The following is a 17,954-nucleotide window of genomic DNA, read 5'->3' on the forward strand; positions in this document are numbered from 1 at the left end:
ACAACAGACGGAGTGACTGTGGAGACAGCAGCAAAAGATGGTTCCGCGCCGCGCAGCCGGGAGGGCGAGGGTCGTGCGCCGATCGGGACATTTCCGTCGGCCGTAGATGTTTTATTGGTGGGTTGCGGGCCGGTGGGTGCCACGATTGCGAATCTGTTGGCACGGCACGGCGTGAACGTGATGGTTGTCGACAGGTCGACTGAGGTATTCATGGCGCCCCGTGCGATCGCGCTCGATAACGAAGCGCTGCGCATTCTTCAGCTTGCCGGCGTGGCGGAGAGCGATTTCGAGACGATTGCCATACCGTACGTCCGCATGCGGTCGCCTATGCTGGGCCTGTTCGGCAGGGTGAATTCGCTGGGCAGTCTGGATGGCCACCCGAAGCTCGTCACCTTCTACCAGCCAGACCTGGAGCGATGTCTGCGCGCCCGACTCGAGGCATACGACTGTGCGCATATCGCCTTAGGGGTCGAGCTCAAGGGCTTCACTGAGGAACGGGATCATGTGCTCGCATCGTTAGATCTTGGCCAGGGGCGCACTCATCTGGTACGGGCCCGCTATCTGGTCGGTGCGGACGGGGCGAGTTCATTGGTACGCCAGCTCATTGGACAGGAATTCAAGGGCAAGACGTTCGCCGAGGACTGGCTGATCGTCGATGCCTGCCACGTACCGCGTCCGATCGATCACATCGAGTTCATCTGCGACCACCGTCGGCCGATCCCGCATATGGTCGCGCCCGGCGGCCGTGAACGCTGGGAATTCATGCTCCGGCCTGGCGAGCGTCGCGAGGACATGGAATCCGAGACGCGTATCCGGGAGTTGCTTTCCCCCTGGGGCAATCTGGAAGACATGGTCATCGAGCGCAAGGCCGTGTATCGCTTCCATGCGCGCGCTGTCGATGCATTCAGCAGGGGCCGGGTGTTCCTGGCGGGCGACGCGGCCCACATCACGCCCCCATTCGTCGGGCAGGGGTTGGTCGCAGGTCTTCGGGACGCCGCCAACCTTTCCTGGAAGCTCGAATGGGTGGTGAAAGGACGTGCCGATCCAGGCATTCTCGATACCTATGACGAGGAGCGGCGCCCCCACGCGAAGGCGATGATCACCCTCGCGAAGTTCATGGGCGGGCTCGTCATGCCCCGAAGTGGTGTCGTCGCCTTGTTGACTCACGGGTTGATGCGTCTGTCGAGACTGGTGCCCCGCCTGCGCGCGCAATTCGAGGAGTTGCAGATCAAGCCGAAGAATGCATTCCGCCGGGGGCTGTTCGTCAAGGGCCGCTCGTCGACGAAGCTCGTTCGTGGCGCTGTCATCGCGCAAGGCTGGGTGAGAGGTTCGGATGGCACTACGCGTCTAAGCGACGACGTGCTCGGGCAGGGCCTCGCGCTGATCGGGTTTGGCGTGGATGCGGCGGCTGCGCTCGATCACGAGACTGCCGCAAGCTTTGCGCGTGCCGGAGGGCGTGTTGTCCAGATCGCCCATCGGGGGCAACGGCTGCATCTTGCGCCGCGCGACAGTTGGGAAGATCTGGAAGGCGCATTTCTTCCCGGGCTGGTGCCCCTCGGGTGGGCTGCGGTCGTCCGGCCCGACAAGACGATCGTCCACGACGGCCCGGCGACCGATGCAAACCGTCTCGTGCGCGAGAGTCTTGCCTTGCTGGGCAACCCCATCAGCGCGCCAACGCTGGAAGCCGAATGCGCCATCTGAACCGTCTGAATTCCTTTCCATCATGAAACTCATCACTGCAAAGCCAGCCCGTCACCCCGATCCCACGACGAAAGCGTCGGCATTGGCCTATCTGATATTCGACCGGCCAGACCTCGAGCAAGCCGAGCAGTTTCTCAATGACTTCGGGCTTCGAACTGTATCGCGCGATGGATCGCTCCTCCTGCTGCGAGGAACGGGTGCTTCGCATTTCTGCTATGTCGTCCGGAAAGCGCCGAAATCCCGGTTCGTTGGTTTCGGGCTACAGGTCGATAACAGGGCCGGTCTTGATGCACTTGCAAAGCTGGCAGGCGCCTCTGAGGCCGAACCGTCGACTTTGCCCGGCGGCGGCTATATCGTACGGTTGACCGACCCTTCCGGCTTTCGCGTCGATGCAATATGGGGCCAGGCGCCAGCTTCGACGCTGTCCCACCGGCCGCCATTGCCATTCAACTCTGTCGATGCGGCCGTCCGGATTAACGGAACGCAGCGACCGCCTGAGTGCTCGCCCGAAGTTATCCGGCTCGGGCATGTGGTGCTCGAACTCGCTGACTATCAGAAGACCTGCGCATGGTACACGCAGCATTTCGGCTTCATCCCGAGCGATGTGCAGGTGCTTCCCGAAGGCTCACCTGTTGTCGCGTTCATGCGGCTCGATCTTGGTGACAAGCCGGCCGATCACCATACGCTCGCGCTAGCACAAGGCTTCCTGCCTACCTACAGCCATAGCGCCTACGAAGTCGTTGATGCCGACGCGGTCGGCATGGGTCAGCGCGTCCTGCGCGAAAAGGGCTGGACGCATGCCTGGGGGATCGGACGCCATATCCTGGGCAGCCAGATCTTCGACTACTGGCAGGACCCGTGGGGCGACAAGCACGAACACTATTGCGACGGCGATCTCTTTACGGCCGACGCGCCGGCGGGTGTGCACGCGGTAAGCCGCGAAGCGATGGCGCAGTGGGGACCGACGATGCCGCGCAGCTTCACGAAGCCCAAATTCACGGCTGCGAGCATCGTGGCACTTTTCAGGAACCTGCGCCGCAGCCCCGACCTGACGCTGAGCAAGCTGCTGACGCTGGCAAAGATTTTTGCCTGAACCAACCTTTTCCATCGAATACGGAGATCGAAAAATGGCACTTCACGTCCTGCATTATTTGCATCAGGACCGCGCCCAGTGGGGTGTGGTCGCTGATGGCGCTATCACGCCGATTCCGGGCGAGTTCAAGTCCACCGCCGAGTTTATCGAGGCTAACCCGGTCGAGCGGCTGTTCCTGCTGAGCGGCCCGACGATTCCCGAATCGGAAGTGCAATGGTTGTCGCCCGTCACCGCCAATCAGCAGTTCATCTGCCAGGGCGCGAACTATCGCCAGCATATGATCGAGTCCGGCATGGACCCGGACGCGAAGAAATTCAACATGATCTTCACGAAGGCGACGAGTTGCATCGTTCCGGCCAACTCGCCCGTGGTTAAGCCAGACGAGGTGCAGTTCCTCGACTACGAGATCGAACTCGGTCTCGTCCTCAAACGCGACATTACGTCCCGCGCAGCTATCACCGACCAGAACCTGCATGAGTACATCGCCGCCGCGGTGATCGTCAACGACTATTCAGCGCGCGATATCCAGATTCCGCAAATGCAGTTCTACAAGGGCAAGAGTTATCGCACGTTTGGCCCTGTCGGCCCTTACCTTTGCCTCCTGGAGAAACAGGATATTCCAAAGCTGAAGGAGCTTGTGCTGACGCTGACGGTAAACGGAACTGTCCGCCAGAGTGACTGCACCTCGGGCCTCGTCTACGGCCCGGCAGAAACCTTAACGGAGCTTTCCGGTGTACATGATCTTCGCGTCGGAGACCTGCTCGCCACCGGCACGCCCTCCGGTTGTGCGCTGAGCATTCCGTCACCTGAGAAGCAGCGCGCCGCGGCGCAACTGCCCGAGGCGGAAAGATGGGGGCTTTTCCTGAAGATGCAGGAGGCGAGGCCACAGTACCTGCGCGTGGGTGACCTCGTGGAGGCGCATATCGTCAGCTATGACCGCTCGATCAACCTGGGCGTACAGCAGAACGTCGTTGTGGAAGAGGCAGCATGAAAGGCGTTGAAAATGTACACGATGTCCTTGCCATTGAAATGCAGGGACAACTGGCGGATCTCCCGTCGAGTACCTACGAGATGATCTGCAGGGGCGCCGCCATCAATCCGTCGGCACCGGCACTTTCATTCTTTGCAGCGTCCAACGACTACCGGAACGCCGAGTGCTGGACGTATAGCGAACTCGTCCGGGATGTCACCCGAACCGCGAACATGTTTGCGCGTCTGGGAGTACAGCGCGACTCGGTTGTCGCATACGTTCTGCCCAACCTCCCTGAAACGCACCTTGTGATCTGGGGCGGGGAAGCAGCCGGGATCGTCTGCGCAATCAATCCGCTCCTTGAGAGCGAAGCGATCGGCGAACTGCTCAACGCCTCCGGCGCAAGCGTGCTCGTAACGCTGGCGCCGTTCCCTGGAACCGACCTTTGGCAGAAGGTGCAAGCGGTGCTGCACAAGGTTCCTTGCCTGCAGCATCTGGTGCTCGTGAATCCGGCCAACCGAATGCCGGGAGAAAAGGGATTAGTGGGCCGGGTGTCTAAACCAGGTACCGGTTCAAACCTGCATGAGCCTGGCGGCATTCACGGTGCCGTTCCTGCGCATGTCGGCATCCACGATTTCAGCACCGACATGGCGAGAGAGTGCGGGAAGGCGCTCAGCAGCACGCGTCGAATCAAAATCGATGATGTATCGTCCTTCTTCTGCACGGGCGGCACCACCGGACTGCCGAAGATTGCGATCCTGCGGCACGGCAACGAGGTGGCCAATGCCCGGAACGCGGGTCAGTTTTTTGGCGAAAGCATTGGTCCGGGGAAAACGATCTTTTGCGGACTGCCGCTTTTCCACGTGAACGCCGTGATGGTGACAGGTCTGCTGGCGTTCTCGCGTGGTGCCCACGTCGTGCTCGGCACACCGCAAGGTTATCGGGGCGAAGGCGTTGTCAAGCGCTTCTGGGAAATGGTCGAACATTTCCGCATCAACTTTTTCAGCGGTGTCCCGACACTCTTCGGATCACTGCTGGACGTTCCGGTTGGCGATCACGATATCAGCTCGCTCGAATACGGCCTGTGCGGCGCCGCCCCCTTGCCGGTGGAATTACTTCGCGCCTTCCAGGCTCGTACTGAAATAAGAATCCTTGAGGGCTACGGTCTCACGGAAGGGACCTGCGTGAGCAGCGTCAACCCGCCGCTTGGCGAGCGCCGGGTCGGTTCGATTGGTCTTCGTCTGCCCGGCCAGGAAATGAAAGCAGTGGTGGTCGACGAGAACGGCCGGTATGTACGGGATTGCCTTGTGGATGAGGTCGGCCAGCTGGTTATCTCCGGCCCGAACGTGTTCGCTGGCTATGTCCGGCCGGAGCAGAACGTTGGCATCTGGATGGAAGGTGGTGACGGCGGGCGCTGGCTCAATACCGGCGACCTCGGACGCTGCGACCCCGACGGTTACTTCTGGCTCACCGGCCGGAAGAAGGAACTGATTATCCGGGGTGGACACAACATCGATCCTGCGGCAATCGAAGAACCGCTGCATCGCCATCCCGCGGTCCAGATCGCCGCAGCCGTCGGACGTCCCGATATGCATGCGGGCGAGTTGCCGGTTGCCTATGTCCAGCTAAAGCCAGGCACAACCGCCACCGAAGCGGAACTGGCCGAGTTTCTGCGTCGCGAGATCAACGAACGTGCCGCGTTGCCAAAGGGGATACGGATCGTGGATGCGATGCCGCTGACGGGCGTCGGCAAGATCTTCAAGCCGGCGCTGAAACGGCGCGAGACGGCAGACGCCCTGGAGTCGGCCCTCGCAGAGGCTGGCGTCGAGGATGCAACCGTTAGCCTCCTTGATGACCCCTCGCGTGGAATTTCACTTCACGTCGAACTTGGCGACTCCGCGTTCGAAGCATTGGCGACTTCGGCACTCGGACGCTTTCCGTTCGCATTTTCGATCTCGGCCGCCGCGAGGCCGTCGCGGGCGCAGCAACCGACGGACACGGACCCGGCCGCAACAGGTGCGCAGGGCAGGCCAACGTGAGATGAGCCACGACATCAAAGGGACGCGTTCGGTCATGCGCCCGGATTAAAGGTTAATCAGGCGTACGCGCCGCGATATCACGATTCAAACGCCTGTCGGGTCTTTATAAATTAGGAAGCCGAATGGGTTGGAGGAGAAAGGGATGGCGATAACGTTAGAAAGGTCTTTGCGTTCGCAGGTTGAAAAGTGGCTCGGACCGACCTCTTCGAGGCCGGTTCGGGTTACCCGATTCAGCCGCGCACGTTCGAATCAGAGACCGTGCGTGCGTATCGAGCTACTGCTGCCGACAGGCCCGCTTTGACTCTTTTTCTTCCGGCACCGCGACGGTACGTGGTGCGTATTCCCGCCTGAGACGGAACGTCTGGCCATGCACGCTTACTAGGGTGCAGAGCGATTGGAGTGTGTGGCATGTGTAGCTCTACCAAAGGAAGGAAGCAATCAATTGAGCAGATTCATCCGCAACACCAATGATTCATAAAAATTCCAGAGATAGCGACATGAGAAGAGACATGAGGAATTACAAACGCGCAATCAGTTTGGTCGGTGTGTGTGGGTGCATCTGCTCGGCCGCGGTTATCGACAATGCCCATGCGCAGTCTGCGGGAAGCATAACGCTGTCGACAGGATGGCTTCACATTGCGCCACAGGGTGACGCAACGCCGCTAACCGTGGAAAGCATTGGCGGCGTAGCTGTGAATCGGCAGCTATCCGGTAGCGGAGCGCATGCGAGCTCAACGGATACGGTGGGAATTACCACCGAGTACTACGTCACGGACAACATTGGTGTCGCCATGCTTTTTGGGCTACCGATGAAGGTGAATCTGGTTGGCGACGGGACGCTGCAGAAGTATGGCAATCTCGGCACGACAAAGCCGATGCCGCCCGCCATCGAACTTCGATACCATCTGTTTTCAGCCGAAACGAAAATCCGCCCGTTCATAGGGATCGGCGTGAACTATACGTGGTTCACCCAGGTTCGGACAACCAATAGCCAGTTTGTCACTGATAGCCTTGGTCCAGGCGGCTCGGCACGTGCGACACTCAGTTCATCATGGAATCCTGTATTCGAGGTCGGGGCAAATTACGCGATTACAAAACACTGGTCGGTCGGAACCTCTCTCGGCTACGTTCCGGTGAAGACCCACCTTACTTTATACGGGCAGACCGCAACGGGAATTCAGATCGTATCCAAGTCGACGCTCGGGCTCAATCCGCTTAACGTCTTCGTGAACGTCGCCTATACGTTCTAGCGGGCACAGGTCGTCGACGCGTCAATCGAGGGGTTGAAATGCTCATTGAAGACATAGACGTTATTTTTCGCCCTCTGGACCTGGCTGCGATCCGCGACTTCACGATCGAGTATGACCTGTAGCGATACATGCGTCTGCAATGGCGCCCAGCGTTGATGTTCTCTGACCCGACAGTCCGGTATGACCGCGCACGCCTGAGCTGCTTGCACGCCCGGGAAAGCCGTTAGTCATGCCGTCATGTCACCGGTCGCGCAGCAAAGTGTTCGATCCGCAGACCGCGAGCGACAAGGTGATGCAGACCGTGTTTGCCGATTTTCTTTCGTGCGTATTGTGACGGCAATCGGAAGAAGTACCGCGCGCCGATCATCGCGTGGGCGTGCCAGAACGAGGCCGGGAACGCCGGATGCCCGTCTCGGGCGTCGACAATATCCGTGACCAGGGTCCGGCACGATGATATTGAAGTCAACTGTCTGGGCAACGCGCTGTACCCCGCTCAGCCTGTCAGTCGGCCGAACTCGGCGACCCGACAGAACGCTTCAGTCTTATACGGTTGGCGCGGGCAGTTGTGTATGTCAGGCCACAAAGGAGATAACCATGTTTTACGACCACACGAATTCGCAAAATATCAATCACCGAGGCGGTACGAATGATCGGAGCGACGTGGGTTCGGCGTCGAACCATGTTGTCGAGGTGGTCAATCCTACTCCGCCAAGGAGTTGGGCATTGACGCACCACAGCGACTCATACGACTGGATGGACTTGCGCAGTCCGTTTCCTGCGACGGGCCCGTCGGAGTGAACGCGGTATGGCGGCGCTACGCTATCGTTGAGGCGAAACAACCGCTGTCGAGGTTCAAACCAGGCTAACACGCGAGACGCCTGATCGCGCTGTCATGGCTAGTAATGGCAGCCCATTTTTTCAGTCGTGGTGCGTGCATGAGTCGATCCGCTGACGCGGCAGCGAAGCTGCCTGAGAGTGAGCGCACTCAACTGGCCATTCAGGCGTTGGCGGGATTGGAAATGAACAGCGAACTGTCCGCGAGGCAATACATGCATAACGAATATTTTCAGACCAGCACTGAATCCGGCATCGCGCATCTCCAGCTGAACCGTCCCGAGCGGCTCAATACGATGGACCTGGCTTTCTTCAGCGGGTTGCGCGACGCCGTGCTGGCGCTCGATGACGCGGGCGACACTCGTGCCCTCGTCATCAGTTCTACAGGAAAGCATTTTTCGTCCGGCATGGCGCTCGACGTGTTCACCGGCATGACGGATGCAATTGACAACAGCAGTCCGCGGGCCCGGTTGAGCTTCCAGCACGCGTTGAGAAATCTGATGGATTGCTTCGATACGCTCGATCAGGTCCGGTTTCCCGTCATCTGCGCAATTCAGGGCGGCTGCATCGGCGGAGGCCTTGATCTAGCCGTCGCTTGCGACATTCGCGTTTGCACGACCGATGCATTCTTCGCCCTGCAGGAAACCCAGATCGGCATGACGGCCGACCTCGGCGTGCTCCAGCGTCTGCCGAAGATCATTCCCGCCGGCGTGGCTCGCCAGATGGCCTACACCAGTGAACGGTTGAGCGCGAAGCGCGCGTTGGCCGTCGGGTTGGTGAATGCCGTGTTGCCCGATGCCGAGGCGCTGCTCCGACACGCGATGGAGCTGGCCCGAACCATCGGGTCGAAGTCCCCGCTGGCCGTTGCCGGGTGCAAGACTGCGATCAACTTCGCGCGCGACCATAGTACGTCCGAATCTCTGCGACATATGGCATTGTTGCAGAGCGCAATCTTCGACACCAAAGATCTTGCCGAGGCAATTTCAGCCTGGCATGGAAAACGACAGGGACGCTTCGACGCACTATCGTCGCTGACAACCCGTCAGACCGCGAATCCGCACGGACCGGAACCGCTGCTGACCATTCGCGCGTCCGCTGATGCGCAGTCGTCCCACTCCGAAAATCACAGCCAATGAGGCTATCGAAATCCTATTCCATTGAATCGACGGTCACGACTTGCTCGACAACAACACGACGAAAGCGATCATCAAACAGCATTTGCCTCGTTTCTTATCCCGCCCGCAAATCGGGATGGCACAATGCATGGGGCCGTCTACCGTTGCGAAGTTTTCCAACGGTCTGATTATCGAAGACGCACTTCGGAAGATCGACGCAGCCCTCAAGGTCGTGTTGCGGTAACCCGTGTTACAGGTGTCCGGCATCGAGAGAAGCTATGGCGGGCGCAAAGGGCTCGATGGCGTCTCCAAGACATCGGAGCGGGGAGAGATAGTCGCGTTGATCGGTCACAATGGTGTGGGGAAGACTACGCAGATGTGTGCGCTGATCGGCCTGGTGCAGCTGAGAGGTCGGCTATTTTCCAGTGGTCGATTGCTCTCCTCAAACCGAAGTAAAAGTGCCGTTCCAACTGATGGTTATTCCGACGTCACCGACGCTGACCATAGCGGTCGTTGACCGATGGTCGCGCCAGCGGCAGCCGAAAGCTGTCATTTGCGGCGTCAGGCGTCCGCACGGTATCGATGACGGTATCCGTGCAGAAGTCGTATTCAGATGCTCGATGTTCGAGAGAGTTCTAACAGGAGAGCAAGTCGATGCTCCGACGCAGTCTGGCCAGAGCTGATAACTGCTGATTGAATTTGTCGGTATCGCTGACGGTATCTTCGCTATCCGACTCGACGTAGTGGCCGTCTCACAAGGGTCCCAGTCAGCAATTGACGATCGAGTGGGAGCGGGCACCATTGTGGTGCAAAATCTAGCAAAGCCAAGCAGATACAGGCATTAAACCCACATAAGCCCGCGATTTCGCGGGCTTTTTCACATCATCAGGTAGGTCACGCGAGTGGCCTTTGGTGGCGGTAAAACTGCCGAAAAGCACGGTCAAGCACTTTTTATTCGTGGCACTACAGAAGGTATCAATTTTGGCGTCGTTAGAAAGCGCACCGGTGCCATCCATTGATGATCCGGTTTTGCGCGGTATCGAAATCCGCCTGAGCCATACTCAGCAAGGGTTTGAGCCCAAAAAACAACACATCGGAATCGTGGTATCGAAATCGGCGAGTGGCATCGTCGCGTGCCACGAAATAGAGGCCCGAAATCTTGCCGCGTTGGGGTTCGATGTTCAATGGGGCGATATACCAGCGGCCGCCCTTGGCGCTAATCACCTCAGGAATCGAATTTGGATTGTTGCCCACCCCAAGGGTCAGCAGGGGTTTTGCGAATCCAACAGAAGGGAAATTGAGAAACGATTGCATCACAACGAAAATCCTTGGAAAGCCGATCCTTGGGATGAGGCCGAATCCAAGATACATCGAGTGGATGATGGGATTCCCGATCGGGTGGACCGAACTGAGAGGCTTGGAAACGCCCAAGTTCCGCTTGTGGCAGCAACAGCATGGAATCTTCTCAGCGGGGGCTGAGGGTTAAGATACGGATCGCCCTGAAAAGAATCTAAATTTTCAGTTAGCGCGGCATCCGGCCTTAACGATCCGCATGCCGCAGGCGCGGTCGAACCAACGCTGGGTTGCAAGATGCCAATCGAAGATTTCCTAGATCAGACTCTCGGTAGTCTTGAGCAGTTCTATGCCGAGATGCAGCCATCTGCGGGCGCTGTGCTTTATCGTGACCTTGGCCCCCATCACCAGTTTCGACATGTGGCTCTCACTGATGCTCTGGCCTGCTACTTGAAAGGCATCAAGACCATCTCGACGCTTCGCGCATGCGTGCTACTGCTGCGTCACGGCTACACACAGGAGGTCGGTGCGCTCTGTCGGATGGCCGATGATTTTTGTAACGAGATTTTATTTTTGCTGGTCCCGCAGGGGAAGGACGGCTACAGCGATGACCAAGTCAAATTCTTGGAAAATTTCTATCAAGAGGAGTTCGAGCGCCCCGATGATCCACTTCGCTCGCCTCAAAAACGAGATACTGTTCCGGCAAAAAAGATTCATGCAACCTTTGGCAAGCTGGCCGGTGGTGAACTGAACCCATCAGATGCGCAGGAACTTCTTCGCACGGTGCAGCAGGCGTTCTCTGGCTATGTACACGGTGCATACCCACACATCATGGAGCTATTCGGTGGAAACCCGCCGCGTTTTCATATGTCTGGAATGCTAGGTACGCCGCGAATTGAGGAATGGCGAGCCCAATTGGTCGGCTACATTCACCGGTTGATAATGGTCACGATCTTCGTCGTGCGCAAGCAAGGCGTCGCGTACTTAGAGGCTCCGCTTCGCGCATTTCTTGCGGACTTCGAAGGGCACACCGGGACAAAGCCGACGAGCCCTGCGAGCAAGATATTGGCCGAATATAAGAAGGGTCGTGCTTCCTAAAGAACCAGCCCCGTCGCGGCGAGTCAGCCGACTTGTTCGCTACTGAAGCCCAAGTTCCTCACGGCTAACTGCCCATTGCAGCAGAAGGTCGTGCATCTCTGCCTCGTAGTGGTTCAGGCCCATGAACTCTTGGGCGAGGCCAAGCAGGTGGATGAGTGCAGCATTTGCGGCAAGCAAGGTATCGCGCAAATCTGACTTGTCGGGATGGAAGATTATCCCGACAAAGTCTTCCTGTTCGTCCTTGTCGAAGTGTCTATGAAGCGCACCGAGCGTCACATGCGCGCCGTCGCCGGACGGGAAACGGTACGATAGCTCGTAAAGATTGTTCAGGCCAGATTGGACGGCCAATGGCGCCCACTTGATCGACTGTGGCCCACGCTCTTGCGGATACTCTGTCTTTACCCGCGCTACCTCCTGCTCAAACTGCGTCAAGTCTCTGCCAGTCTGCGCGGCGCGGTTCATCTCGATTATCGAGTTGGCTAAGGACAAGCAATGCTTCGCATGGTCCTCATACAGTTTTTCGAGCGTTCCTTCGACCTTCAACAGTCCACCCGTCACGATCACAGCTTCGCAGCATAGGCGGGCGAGGGCGCGAGCTTCGGCCAGTGCGCCACGTTCAGCAAGGAGGATTACGGACTGGAACGACTGTAGCGCCCGGTAGAAGGCTGCGATTGCAAGGACTCGTGCCTCTGGCAACTCGCCATCCGGGAACTCATGGATCATCCTCATTCCCATGCGATTCATTCGGTCTGCAATGGCGAAGGATTCCGGGAACTCGGCGCGAACAGTTTCCCGCCATCCATCAAGATCATCGCCAAGAAAGCCCACATCATTGAAGCCGTTCGCCATCTAAGTTCCCCTTGATCGCCGGTCGGGCATCGGGCAAGTTTGCCGCAGTGCGTTGACGCTAAGATGGGCTGTATGACTCTAGAGATGACTGGCAGCGGCAGGCAACAACCGGCAATCTGCCATCATGGTATTTTGCGTGGCATCGGAAAAAGTGGTCCACGTAAAATTCATTAAAATCAGCCTTGTTACAAGGCTCATTGATGAGGGAGTGGGAGTGATTCACCGTTAGTCGTCCGCTATCGGCGACTATCGGAGAACCCAGCAAACGCCGCGCCTTGCGCGGCGTCTTTTTGTTTTTGCATTCCCCATCTATCGCCTGCAAGCGCCAGTGAAAGGGATGCCATTACAGCCGAATCCCGAACTCCGCGAGCGTTTCGTCATAGCAGCCCAATACCAGCCGAATCAGCATTTCGCGAGCCGTGTGGCCGCCACTAGGGCTGATGCATACTGCCTTTATTTGATCTCGAACCTTGTCGAAGATAACCAATGGTTTATCGGCGGACTGCCCGTTGTAGGTCAATTGGTAATCGATATCTTCGCCGAGCAGGTATTGCGCATTGGCGATAAACATCTCCACGTCGCCGCCATCCCTCCTGATTCCGGGTAGCGACAGCACTTCGTCCTCTGCATCACGGAAAAGCGATAGCTTTCGACTTTGCTTCACCTTCAGGCTGAAAAAGTCGGTCAATTCATCCCCGCTGCGATGATGAGTATGGCGAGCGAAAAGCAATTTCAGATTGACATTGGAATGCGCGTTTGCAATCGTCCTCGCAGCCTTGAGAACACGGTTCGCCGAGCCGCCGCTGACCATGGTTTCCGCAATGCCTATCGTCAGTCGTGCCTGGGGATTCGTCGTATTCGATGCTTGCCATGCCGTGACATATTTTTCGATGTTCTCGACAAAAACGCGGGTCGGATTTTTCGGCGGTTTGGGAAGCTTGATGCTGCCGGTTTGGCCTCGGGTCATCAGCCCAATGTAATCGCTCCAGAGCGCACCTCCCCGTTCCAGACCGAATACTGCAGTGCAGGAAGAAGTCATTTGCACAAGATTCTGAAGCGCGAGGCGGTTCCTTAGAATGATCGGGGCGAAGATGAGGCTTTGCTGGGTGGAGTATATTTTGTCGGAACCTCTGATGGTCTCGATGCCGTGCGCTCGGGCGGTGGCTTTCGAACTGGTGAGATTGGCGTAGATCTGATCCGGGTATCCGCTGTACCGATTGATGTCTACTTTTCCGATGTTCGATGGGCGCTCAGGAAGCTCCTGCTTCAAATCGATGCGCTGCGTTTCAAAGGCCGTGCTCAGATACTGGATACAGGATGGTACGTTGCGGGCGTCAGGCAATAAACGCCTCGGCGTCAGCGATACCAGGCGAAGCACATTGAGAAATTGCGCGGGGTCGGCGAGAAGCAGGGCGAGTGCCTGCTCCTTGATAAAAGCGTCCTGTTGCGTGAGCCATCTGCCATTCGCCAACCATTGAACGAGCTCATTGACCCGTTGCATGGCCCGTTGCAGAGCCGGATAGCCGGCCTGGTCGTCAATCATCTGCTGGTCGAAGAACATCTCGTTCCTCCATGTTCCAGGATCATGCGTGCCGTGCGGTTGAGCGCGTCATCGTTGCTCACTGTCTGACTGCTTTGTCACTCCACCCACCGGGTTTAAGTTCCGAGATGATCGAGCCATCCGCATTCCTCGTGAACATGTAGGCAACCTTGTGCTGAGGCGTCATCCAGGACTGTGGCACGCTGCTCGACGGTTCCAGCAGATATTTTCGCCCGCTGTTTTCCAGTGCTGAATATTCCGGGACTCGGGTGCCTTTCTGCGGGTGCGCGGCAGTCAACGCATCGTCGTAGCCTGCAACCATGACCTGATCGTTGCCGCACAGTTTTCCGTAGACATTCAGGAAGCGATACACGCAGTTGTAGAACCCCATATCGATCGTGATTTGCGTGACCAACAGATCATTTTCCACCGGGATCAAGTCTTCAGGCGTGGCAAAAGGCGCCTCATACTCCTTTGTCGTCTGCGGATTGAATGTGAAAACGTGAGAAGGCTGCACGGCCGGTTTATCGCGCGTTCTCTTTTGCCCCTTCCTGGTCGTATAGTCCCAGTACGCCAGCCGACCTTCTACCTGAGTCTTCTGGGTCAGCGTCTTTCCGATGCGGCAAGCATTGAAAACTATCTTGTCGAATATCGGGAATACCTTGTCATTGATGAGCTTGACGAAGACCTTGGCGAGCAGCTCAGGCTGAATCCCGTTGATGTCGGTGGTCGTGCCATGAACCACGACGATGGCGCCATTCTTATGGTTCCTTTGATAGGTCGGCTTCTGCTCTTCCACAGCCCTTTTTTCGGCCTGGACTCGCTGAACGATCAGTTTTTCGAGTTCGACGGCATGCTCTGGATGGACTGAAGCGTCGAATTCCTTGTCGGAGTCCCGCCATTTGCCGGTAGGCTGGTCAACCCAACGAATACCGTCTGCATGTCTGGTGAAATGGTTCAAGAAGACGTGCTCGCCAGTCGCGCCTTCCAGGTGCACGAGCGTGATCGATTTGATGTCCGCGCGCATCATATATTTGTACAGGAATCCCAGGGCACTTTTGCGCACCATGTCGTCGGTATTCATCGTGATGATGTGGAGGTGTTCGACGTTCATCGCAGGCTCCGGATCCGATTGGACAAACTAGGGAATGAGCACGGACACCTGACCAGGCTGGACGACCTTGATGACGCCGCCCCATAGGCAGGTCAGCGTCGACTGAGCGTCAAGCGCCGGCGCGGCACCGATCAGCACAGTCGGCGCGCCGCCGGGAATCCATGGCGCCGGAGTCGCGGGCACGCAAGGCATCGGAGTAAAGACCCCAAGCTTCGCTGCGGTGGCGGCAATCACGACTGGATTCGACGGGCTCTGACAGAGCGCGAACGGCGCAATGTTGACGACAGGCGCTGAGTCGGCGAGCGTCGCCGCGGGCGCACCGCCTGCCAGAACACGGTTGGCAGGCAAAACGTTCAGCACGCCGGGTGCACCACCAAACGAACATTGCAGCGTAGCGCCGGCGCAGACCTGGGGGATGCTCATGGTTCGGCTCCTGACATGTTGGTTCGATCAATCCATTCGCCGATCAACGCGATGGCGTTGACGACTCAAGCCGACGACTCAAGCCGACGACGGGTCGGTCCTCGATTGCCACCATTGTTTCCAGCGCGGCAAGGGCTTGCCGTTCGCCGCAACGGGACGACTATCGACGGTGTAGCGTTTCGCGTCTTCGAGCGGGTTTCCTTCGCTGAACGGCTGCCTCGAGGCCACACGTCCATTGGGATGGAAGCGCTGCAGCAGGCCGTGCAATTTGCCGTTTCGGTAAGTCGCTTCTTCGAGCAGCGTGCCATCCGGCAGCCAGGTGCGCGATACGCCGTGCAGCACGCCGCCCGCGTAGTGCGCCTCGCGCTGGATCTGGCCGTCGGGGTAATAGAAACTCGCTTTGCCGTCGAGTTTCCCATTCGCATGCTGTACCTGCGCGGAAGGGGTGCCGTCCGGGTAAAAGTAGGTCGCGGGACCTTTCAGTATCCCGTTGGCGTACCGCAGAATGGCCAGGATCCGTCCGTCTGCCTCGATGCGCACGGGGCCGTGCAATGCGCCGTCGAGCGTCGTGCCTTCGATGCGGGAGTCGCCGCGCTCGACCGTGACGGTTTGCATGCGTTCCATGGCGCGCTCAGTTGATCTTCACGATGCCGCCCTTGACGGTCAACAGGCCGCCGCCATCCACCGTCTGCTCGACGGCCCCCTTGTTGGTCACGCTTTGCCCCTCGTTCGACAGCGTGCCGTCCGACTTGTTGGTGAGCGACGTTCCGGCCTGATTGGTCAGCGATATCGCTGCCTTGTGAGTCATCGAGGCGTCGCTTTTCGCAGTGAGGTCACCCGAGCTTTGCAGCGTGAGTGTGCCGGTGACCTTGATCGTCAGGTTGCCGTCGACGCTCAGCGTCATATTGCCGGTAACCGTTTGCGCGAGATCACCGCCGACTGTGCGTGTTTCATCGCCGCCCGCTTTCACCGTGCGGGTGCCTTTTATGTCGATCGTCTCATTGCCGGTCTTCAGCGTGGCGCTTCGATTGCCTTGTTCGACCACGAGCGTGTCATCGCCTTCCTTGACCGTGTGCGTACGGGCATTCTTGATGGTGCTGGTTTCGTCGTGATCGATGGTCCATGCCGCGTCATGCAGAACGTTCACGTTCAGATCCTTTTGCGCCTTGAGGAAAACCTCTTCGCTATCCTGTTTGTCTTCGAAGCGCAATTCGTTGAATCCGTTGCCGCCTTTGGGGGTATTCGTCTTGATGCCCGACTGCGTCTGATTGTCCGGCAGCGTGTACGTCGGAAGATTCGCGCCGTTGTACACGCTGCCCGTAATGAGGGGACGGTCCGGATCACCGTCGACGAACGTCACCACGACTTCGTCACCGATCCGCGGCATGAACTGCATGCCGAAGCGTTTGCTGGCCCACGGTTGCGCGACGCGAATCCAGCACGAGCTTTGTTCGTCGTTCTTTCCATCGCGGTCCCAGTGAAACTGGACTTTCACGCGCCCGTACTGGTCGGTCCACAGTTCCTCACCGTCCTTGCCCACCACGGTGGCGGTCTGCGTGGACATGAGGGGCCGGCGGGTCACGCGTTCCGGGCGCCATGTCGTGCTGGCGGGGAACGCTTCGAAGCGGTTGCCGTAGCGGTGATGATCGGCATCGTGCACGACACTCGCCACGACCCATGAAATGTTGGCGTCTTCCGAGTCGTGTCCGGTTAGCGTGAATTTGTATCCCGGCATCAGCGCGCGGCAATCGCTCTCTCCGATCAATCGCCGTGTGACGGTTCGCAGCGCATCGATACGGCGTTTGGTGATCGCCGATGCGGCCGCGCTGGTGTCGTAGCGGCCGGGATACTCATAGACCGTCGGCGCGTCAGGATCGGCCTGAGCCTGGGAATAGAGCTGCGAGGCAGGCGTCAGAAACGCGTAGTCGGAATGCGCAAGGACGCCTGTGGCGGTTTGTTCGACGATTTCGCAGTAGAGAATCTGGCCTGTCTCGACGAGGCCGCTCGTACCCGGGGTGTAGGCCAGCGTGGCCGAGCCCGGGAGCGGCTCGAACGCGTCGTTGCTGTCGGCGATGACGAGCGTGTGCTTGCCGCTCTCGTGCTTGAAGAAATAGAACCAGCCTTCTTCCTCGCACAGGCGGCTCACGAACGAGAAGTCGGTCTCGGCGTATTGCACGCACCAGTCACGGGCCTCGTCGTTGCCGGTCAGCGAAAACGAGTAATCGATGGCGTTGTGTCCTTTGAACACCGCCTCGATGATTTGCTGGGTCGTCTTGCCCTGGAAGACCCGGTTGTTTGTCGCGAGTGTGAGGAGCCACAACCATGAGCGCAATTCCAGCGAATAGTGGCTGGCATCGACGGTCCCTGGAAGCAGGGCGGCCCGCGTGCACACCGCGTCGATGACGCGAGGCGTCTCGCCCCACACGAGCGACAGTGTCGCGTGCTGGCCGGTCATGCCGGACAGGGCGACGGGCGGTGCCGCGCCGATGGCGCGCACGCGGAACTCCGCGGTCGCGTTGAGTGCCTCGCGGCCCGTGAAACTGGACGGAAAGAGCGCATCGAAGGGGGCGTTGGCGAGGGTGATGCGCGTCGAATCGGCGGTCGGTGTCGGGCGGGACATAGGCGGGATGAGGTA

General features: G+C 58.6%; 16 protein-coding genes. 10 read left to right on the forward strand and 6 right to left on the reverse strand.

Annotated features, from left to right (window positions below):
* The first annotated feature begins 18 nt into the window (after positions 1-18).
* From CI15_RS18625 to CI15_RS18665, 10 genes are all read left to right on the forward strand, one after another.
* Positions 19-1,701: a bifunctional 3-(3-hydroxy-phenyl)propionate/3-hydroxycinnamic acid hydroxylase gene (locus tag CI15_RS18625; RefSeq protein ID WP_420915865.1), complete on the forward strand. Its 1,683-nt coding sequence runs from the start codon at positions 19-21 to the stop codon at positions 1,699-1,701.
* 22 nt (positions 1,702-1,723) lie between these two features.
* Entirely contained in the window at positions 1,724-2,794 is a 1,071-nt protein-coding gene (locus CI15_RS18630) for a VOC family protein (RefSeq protein WP_062129752.1), read from the forward strand.
* A gap of 34 nt (positions 2,795-2,828) precedes the next feature.
* The gene (locus CI15_RS18635; RefSeq protein WP_062129753.1) at positions 2,829-3,785 is read left to right on the forward strand and encodes a fumarylacetoacetate hydrolase family protein; all 957 of its coding nucleotides are present in this window, start codon (positions 2,829-2,831) and stop codon (positions 3,783-3,785) included.
* Positions 3,782-5,803: an acyl-CoA synthetase gene (locus CI15_RS18640; protein WP_062129754.1), complete on the forward strand. Its 2,022-nt coding sequence runs from the start codon at positions 3,782-3,784 to the stop codon at positions 5,801-5,803. The genes CI15_RS18635 and CI15_RS18640 overlap by 4 nt, the downstream gene beginning before the upstream one ends.
* 509 nt (positions 5,804-6,312) lie before the next feature.
* On the forward strand, positions 6,313-7,053 hold the full coding sequence (locus CI15_RS18645) for an OmpW/AlkL family protein (protein WP_062129914.1): 741 nt from the start codon (positions 6,313-6,315) through the stop codon (positions 7,051-7,053).
* 1,049 nt (positions 7,054-8,102) lie between these two features.
* A complete protein-coding gene (locus CI15_RS18650; RefSeq protein WP_082814239.1) occupies positions 8,103-9,023 on the forward strand; it encodes an enoyl-CoA hydratase-related protein in 921 nt (306 codons plus the stop codon).
* 40 nt (positions 9,024-9,063) lie between these two features.
* Positions 9,064-9,246: a hypothetical protein gene (locus tag CI15_RS36970; RefSeq protein ID WP_062129755.1), complete on the forward strand. Its 183-nt coding sequence runs from the start codon at positions 9,064-9,066 to the stop codon at positions 9,244-9,246.
* A gap of 12 nt (positions 9,247-9,258) precedes the next feature.
* Positions 9,259-9,519, forward strand: a complete 261-nt coding sequence (locus CI15_RS35460; RefSeq protein ID WP_241495863.1) for an ATP-binding cassette domain-containing protein — start codon at positions 9,259-9,261, stop codon at positions 9,517-9,519.
* A gap of 395 nt (positions 9,520-9,914) precedes the next feature.
* Positions 9,915-10,481: a hypothetical protein gene (locus tag CI15_RS36975; protein WP_161950041.1), complete on the forward strand. Its 567-nt coding sequence runs from the start codon at positions 9,915-9,917 to the stop codon at positions 10,479-10,481.
* 111 nt (positions 10,482-10,592) lie between these two features.
* The gene (locus CI15_RS18665; protein WP_062129757.1) at positions 10,593-11,393 is read left to right on the forward strand and encodes a hypothetical protein; all 801 of its coding nucleotides are present in this window, start codon (positions 10,593-10,595) and stop codon (positions 11,391-11,393) included.
* Positions 11,394-11,432: 39 nt separating this feature from the next.
* On the opposite strand, the gene CI15_RS18670 is transcribed toward CI15_RS18665, so the two are convergent.
* The 6 genes from CI15_RS18670 to CI15_RS18695 form a co-directional block, all read right to left on the reverse strand.
* On the reverse strand, positions 11,433-12,242 hold the full coding sequence (locus CI15_RS18670; protein WP_062129758.1) for a DUF5677 domain-containing protein: 810 nt from the start codon (positions 12,240-12,242) through the stop codon (positions 11,433-11,435).
* Positions 12,243-12,585: 343 nt separating this feature from the next.
* Positions 12,586-13,803 carry a hypothetical protein gene (locus CI15_RS18675; RefSeq protein ID WP_062129759.1) on the reverse strand — a complete coding sequence of 406 codons (1,218 nt, stop codon included), beginning with the start codon at positions 13,801-13,803 and terminating at the stop codon, positions 12,586-12,588.
* 58 nt (positions 13,804-13,861) lie between these two features.
* Positions 13,862-14,896, reverse strand: coding sequence for a hypothetical protein (locus tag CI15_RS18680; RefSeq protein WP_062129760.1), 1,035 nt, complete (start codon positions 14,894-14,896; stop codon positions 13,862-13,864).
* 27 nt (positions 14,897-14,923) lie between these two features.
* Positions 14,924-15,319, reverse strand: coding sequence for a DUF4280 domain-containing protein (locus CI15_RS18685; RefSeq protein WP_062129761.1), 396 nt, complete (start codon positions 15,317-15,319; stop codon positions 14,924-14,926).
* Positions 15,320-15,397: 78 nt separating this feature from the next.
* On the reverse strand, positions 15,398-15,943 hold the full coding sequence (locus CI15_RS18690; RefSeq protein WP_062129762.1) for a toxin-antitoxin system YwqK family antitoxin: 546 nt from the start codon (positions 15,941-15,943) through the stop codon (positions 15,398-15,400).
* Between the two features lie 7 nt (positions 15,944-15,950).
* The gene (locus tag CI15_RS18695; protein WP_062129763.1) at positions 15,951-17,939 is read right to left on the reverse strand and encodes a type VI secretion system Vgr family protein; all 1,989 of its coding nucleotides are present in this window, start codon (positions 17,937-17,939) and stop codon (positions 15,951-15,953) included.
* Positions 17,940-17,954: the final 15 nt, after the last annotated feature.

Source organism: Paraburkholderia monticola (genome assembly GCF_001580545.1).
Classification (GTDB): Bacteria; Pseudomonadota; Gammaproteobacteria; order Burkholderiales; family Burkholderiaceae; genus Paraburkholderia; species Paraburkholderia monticola.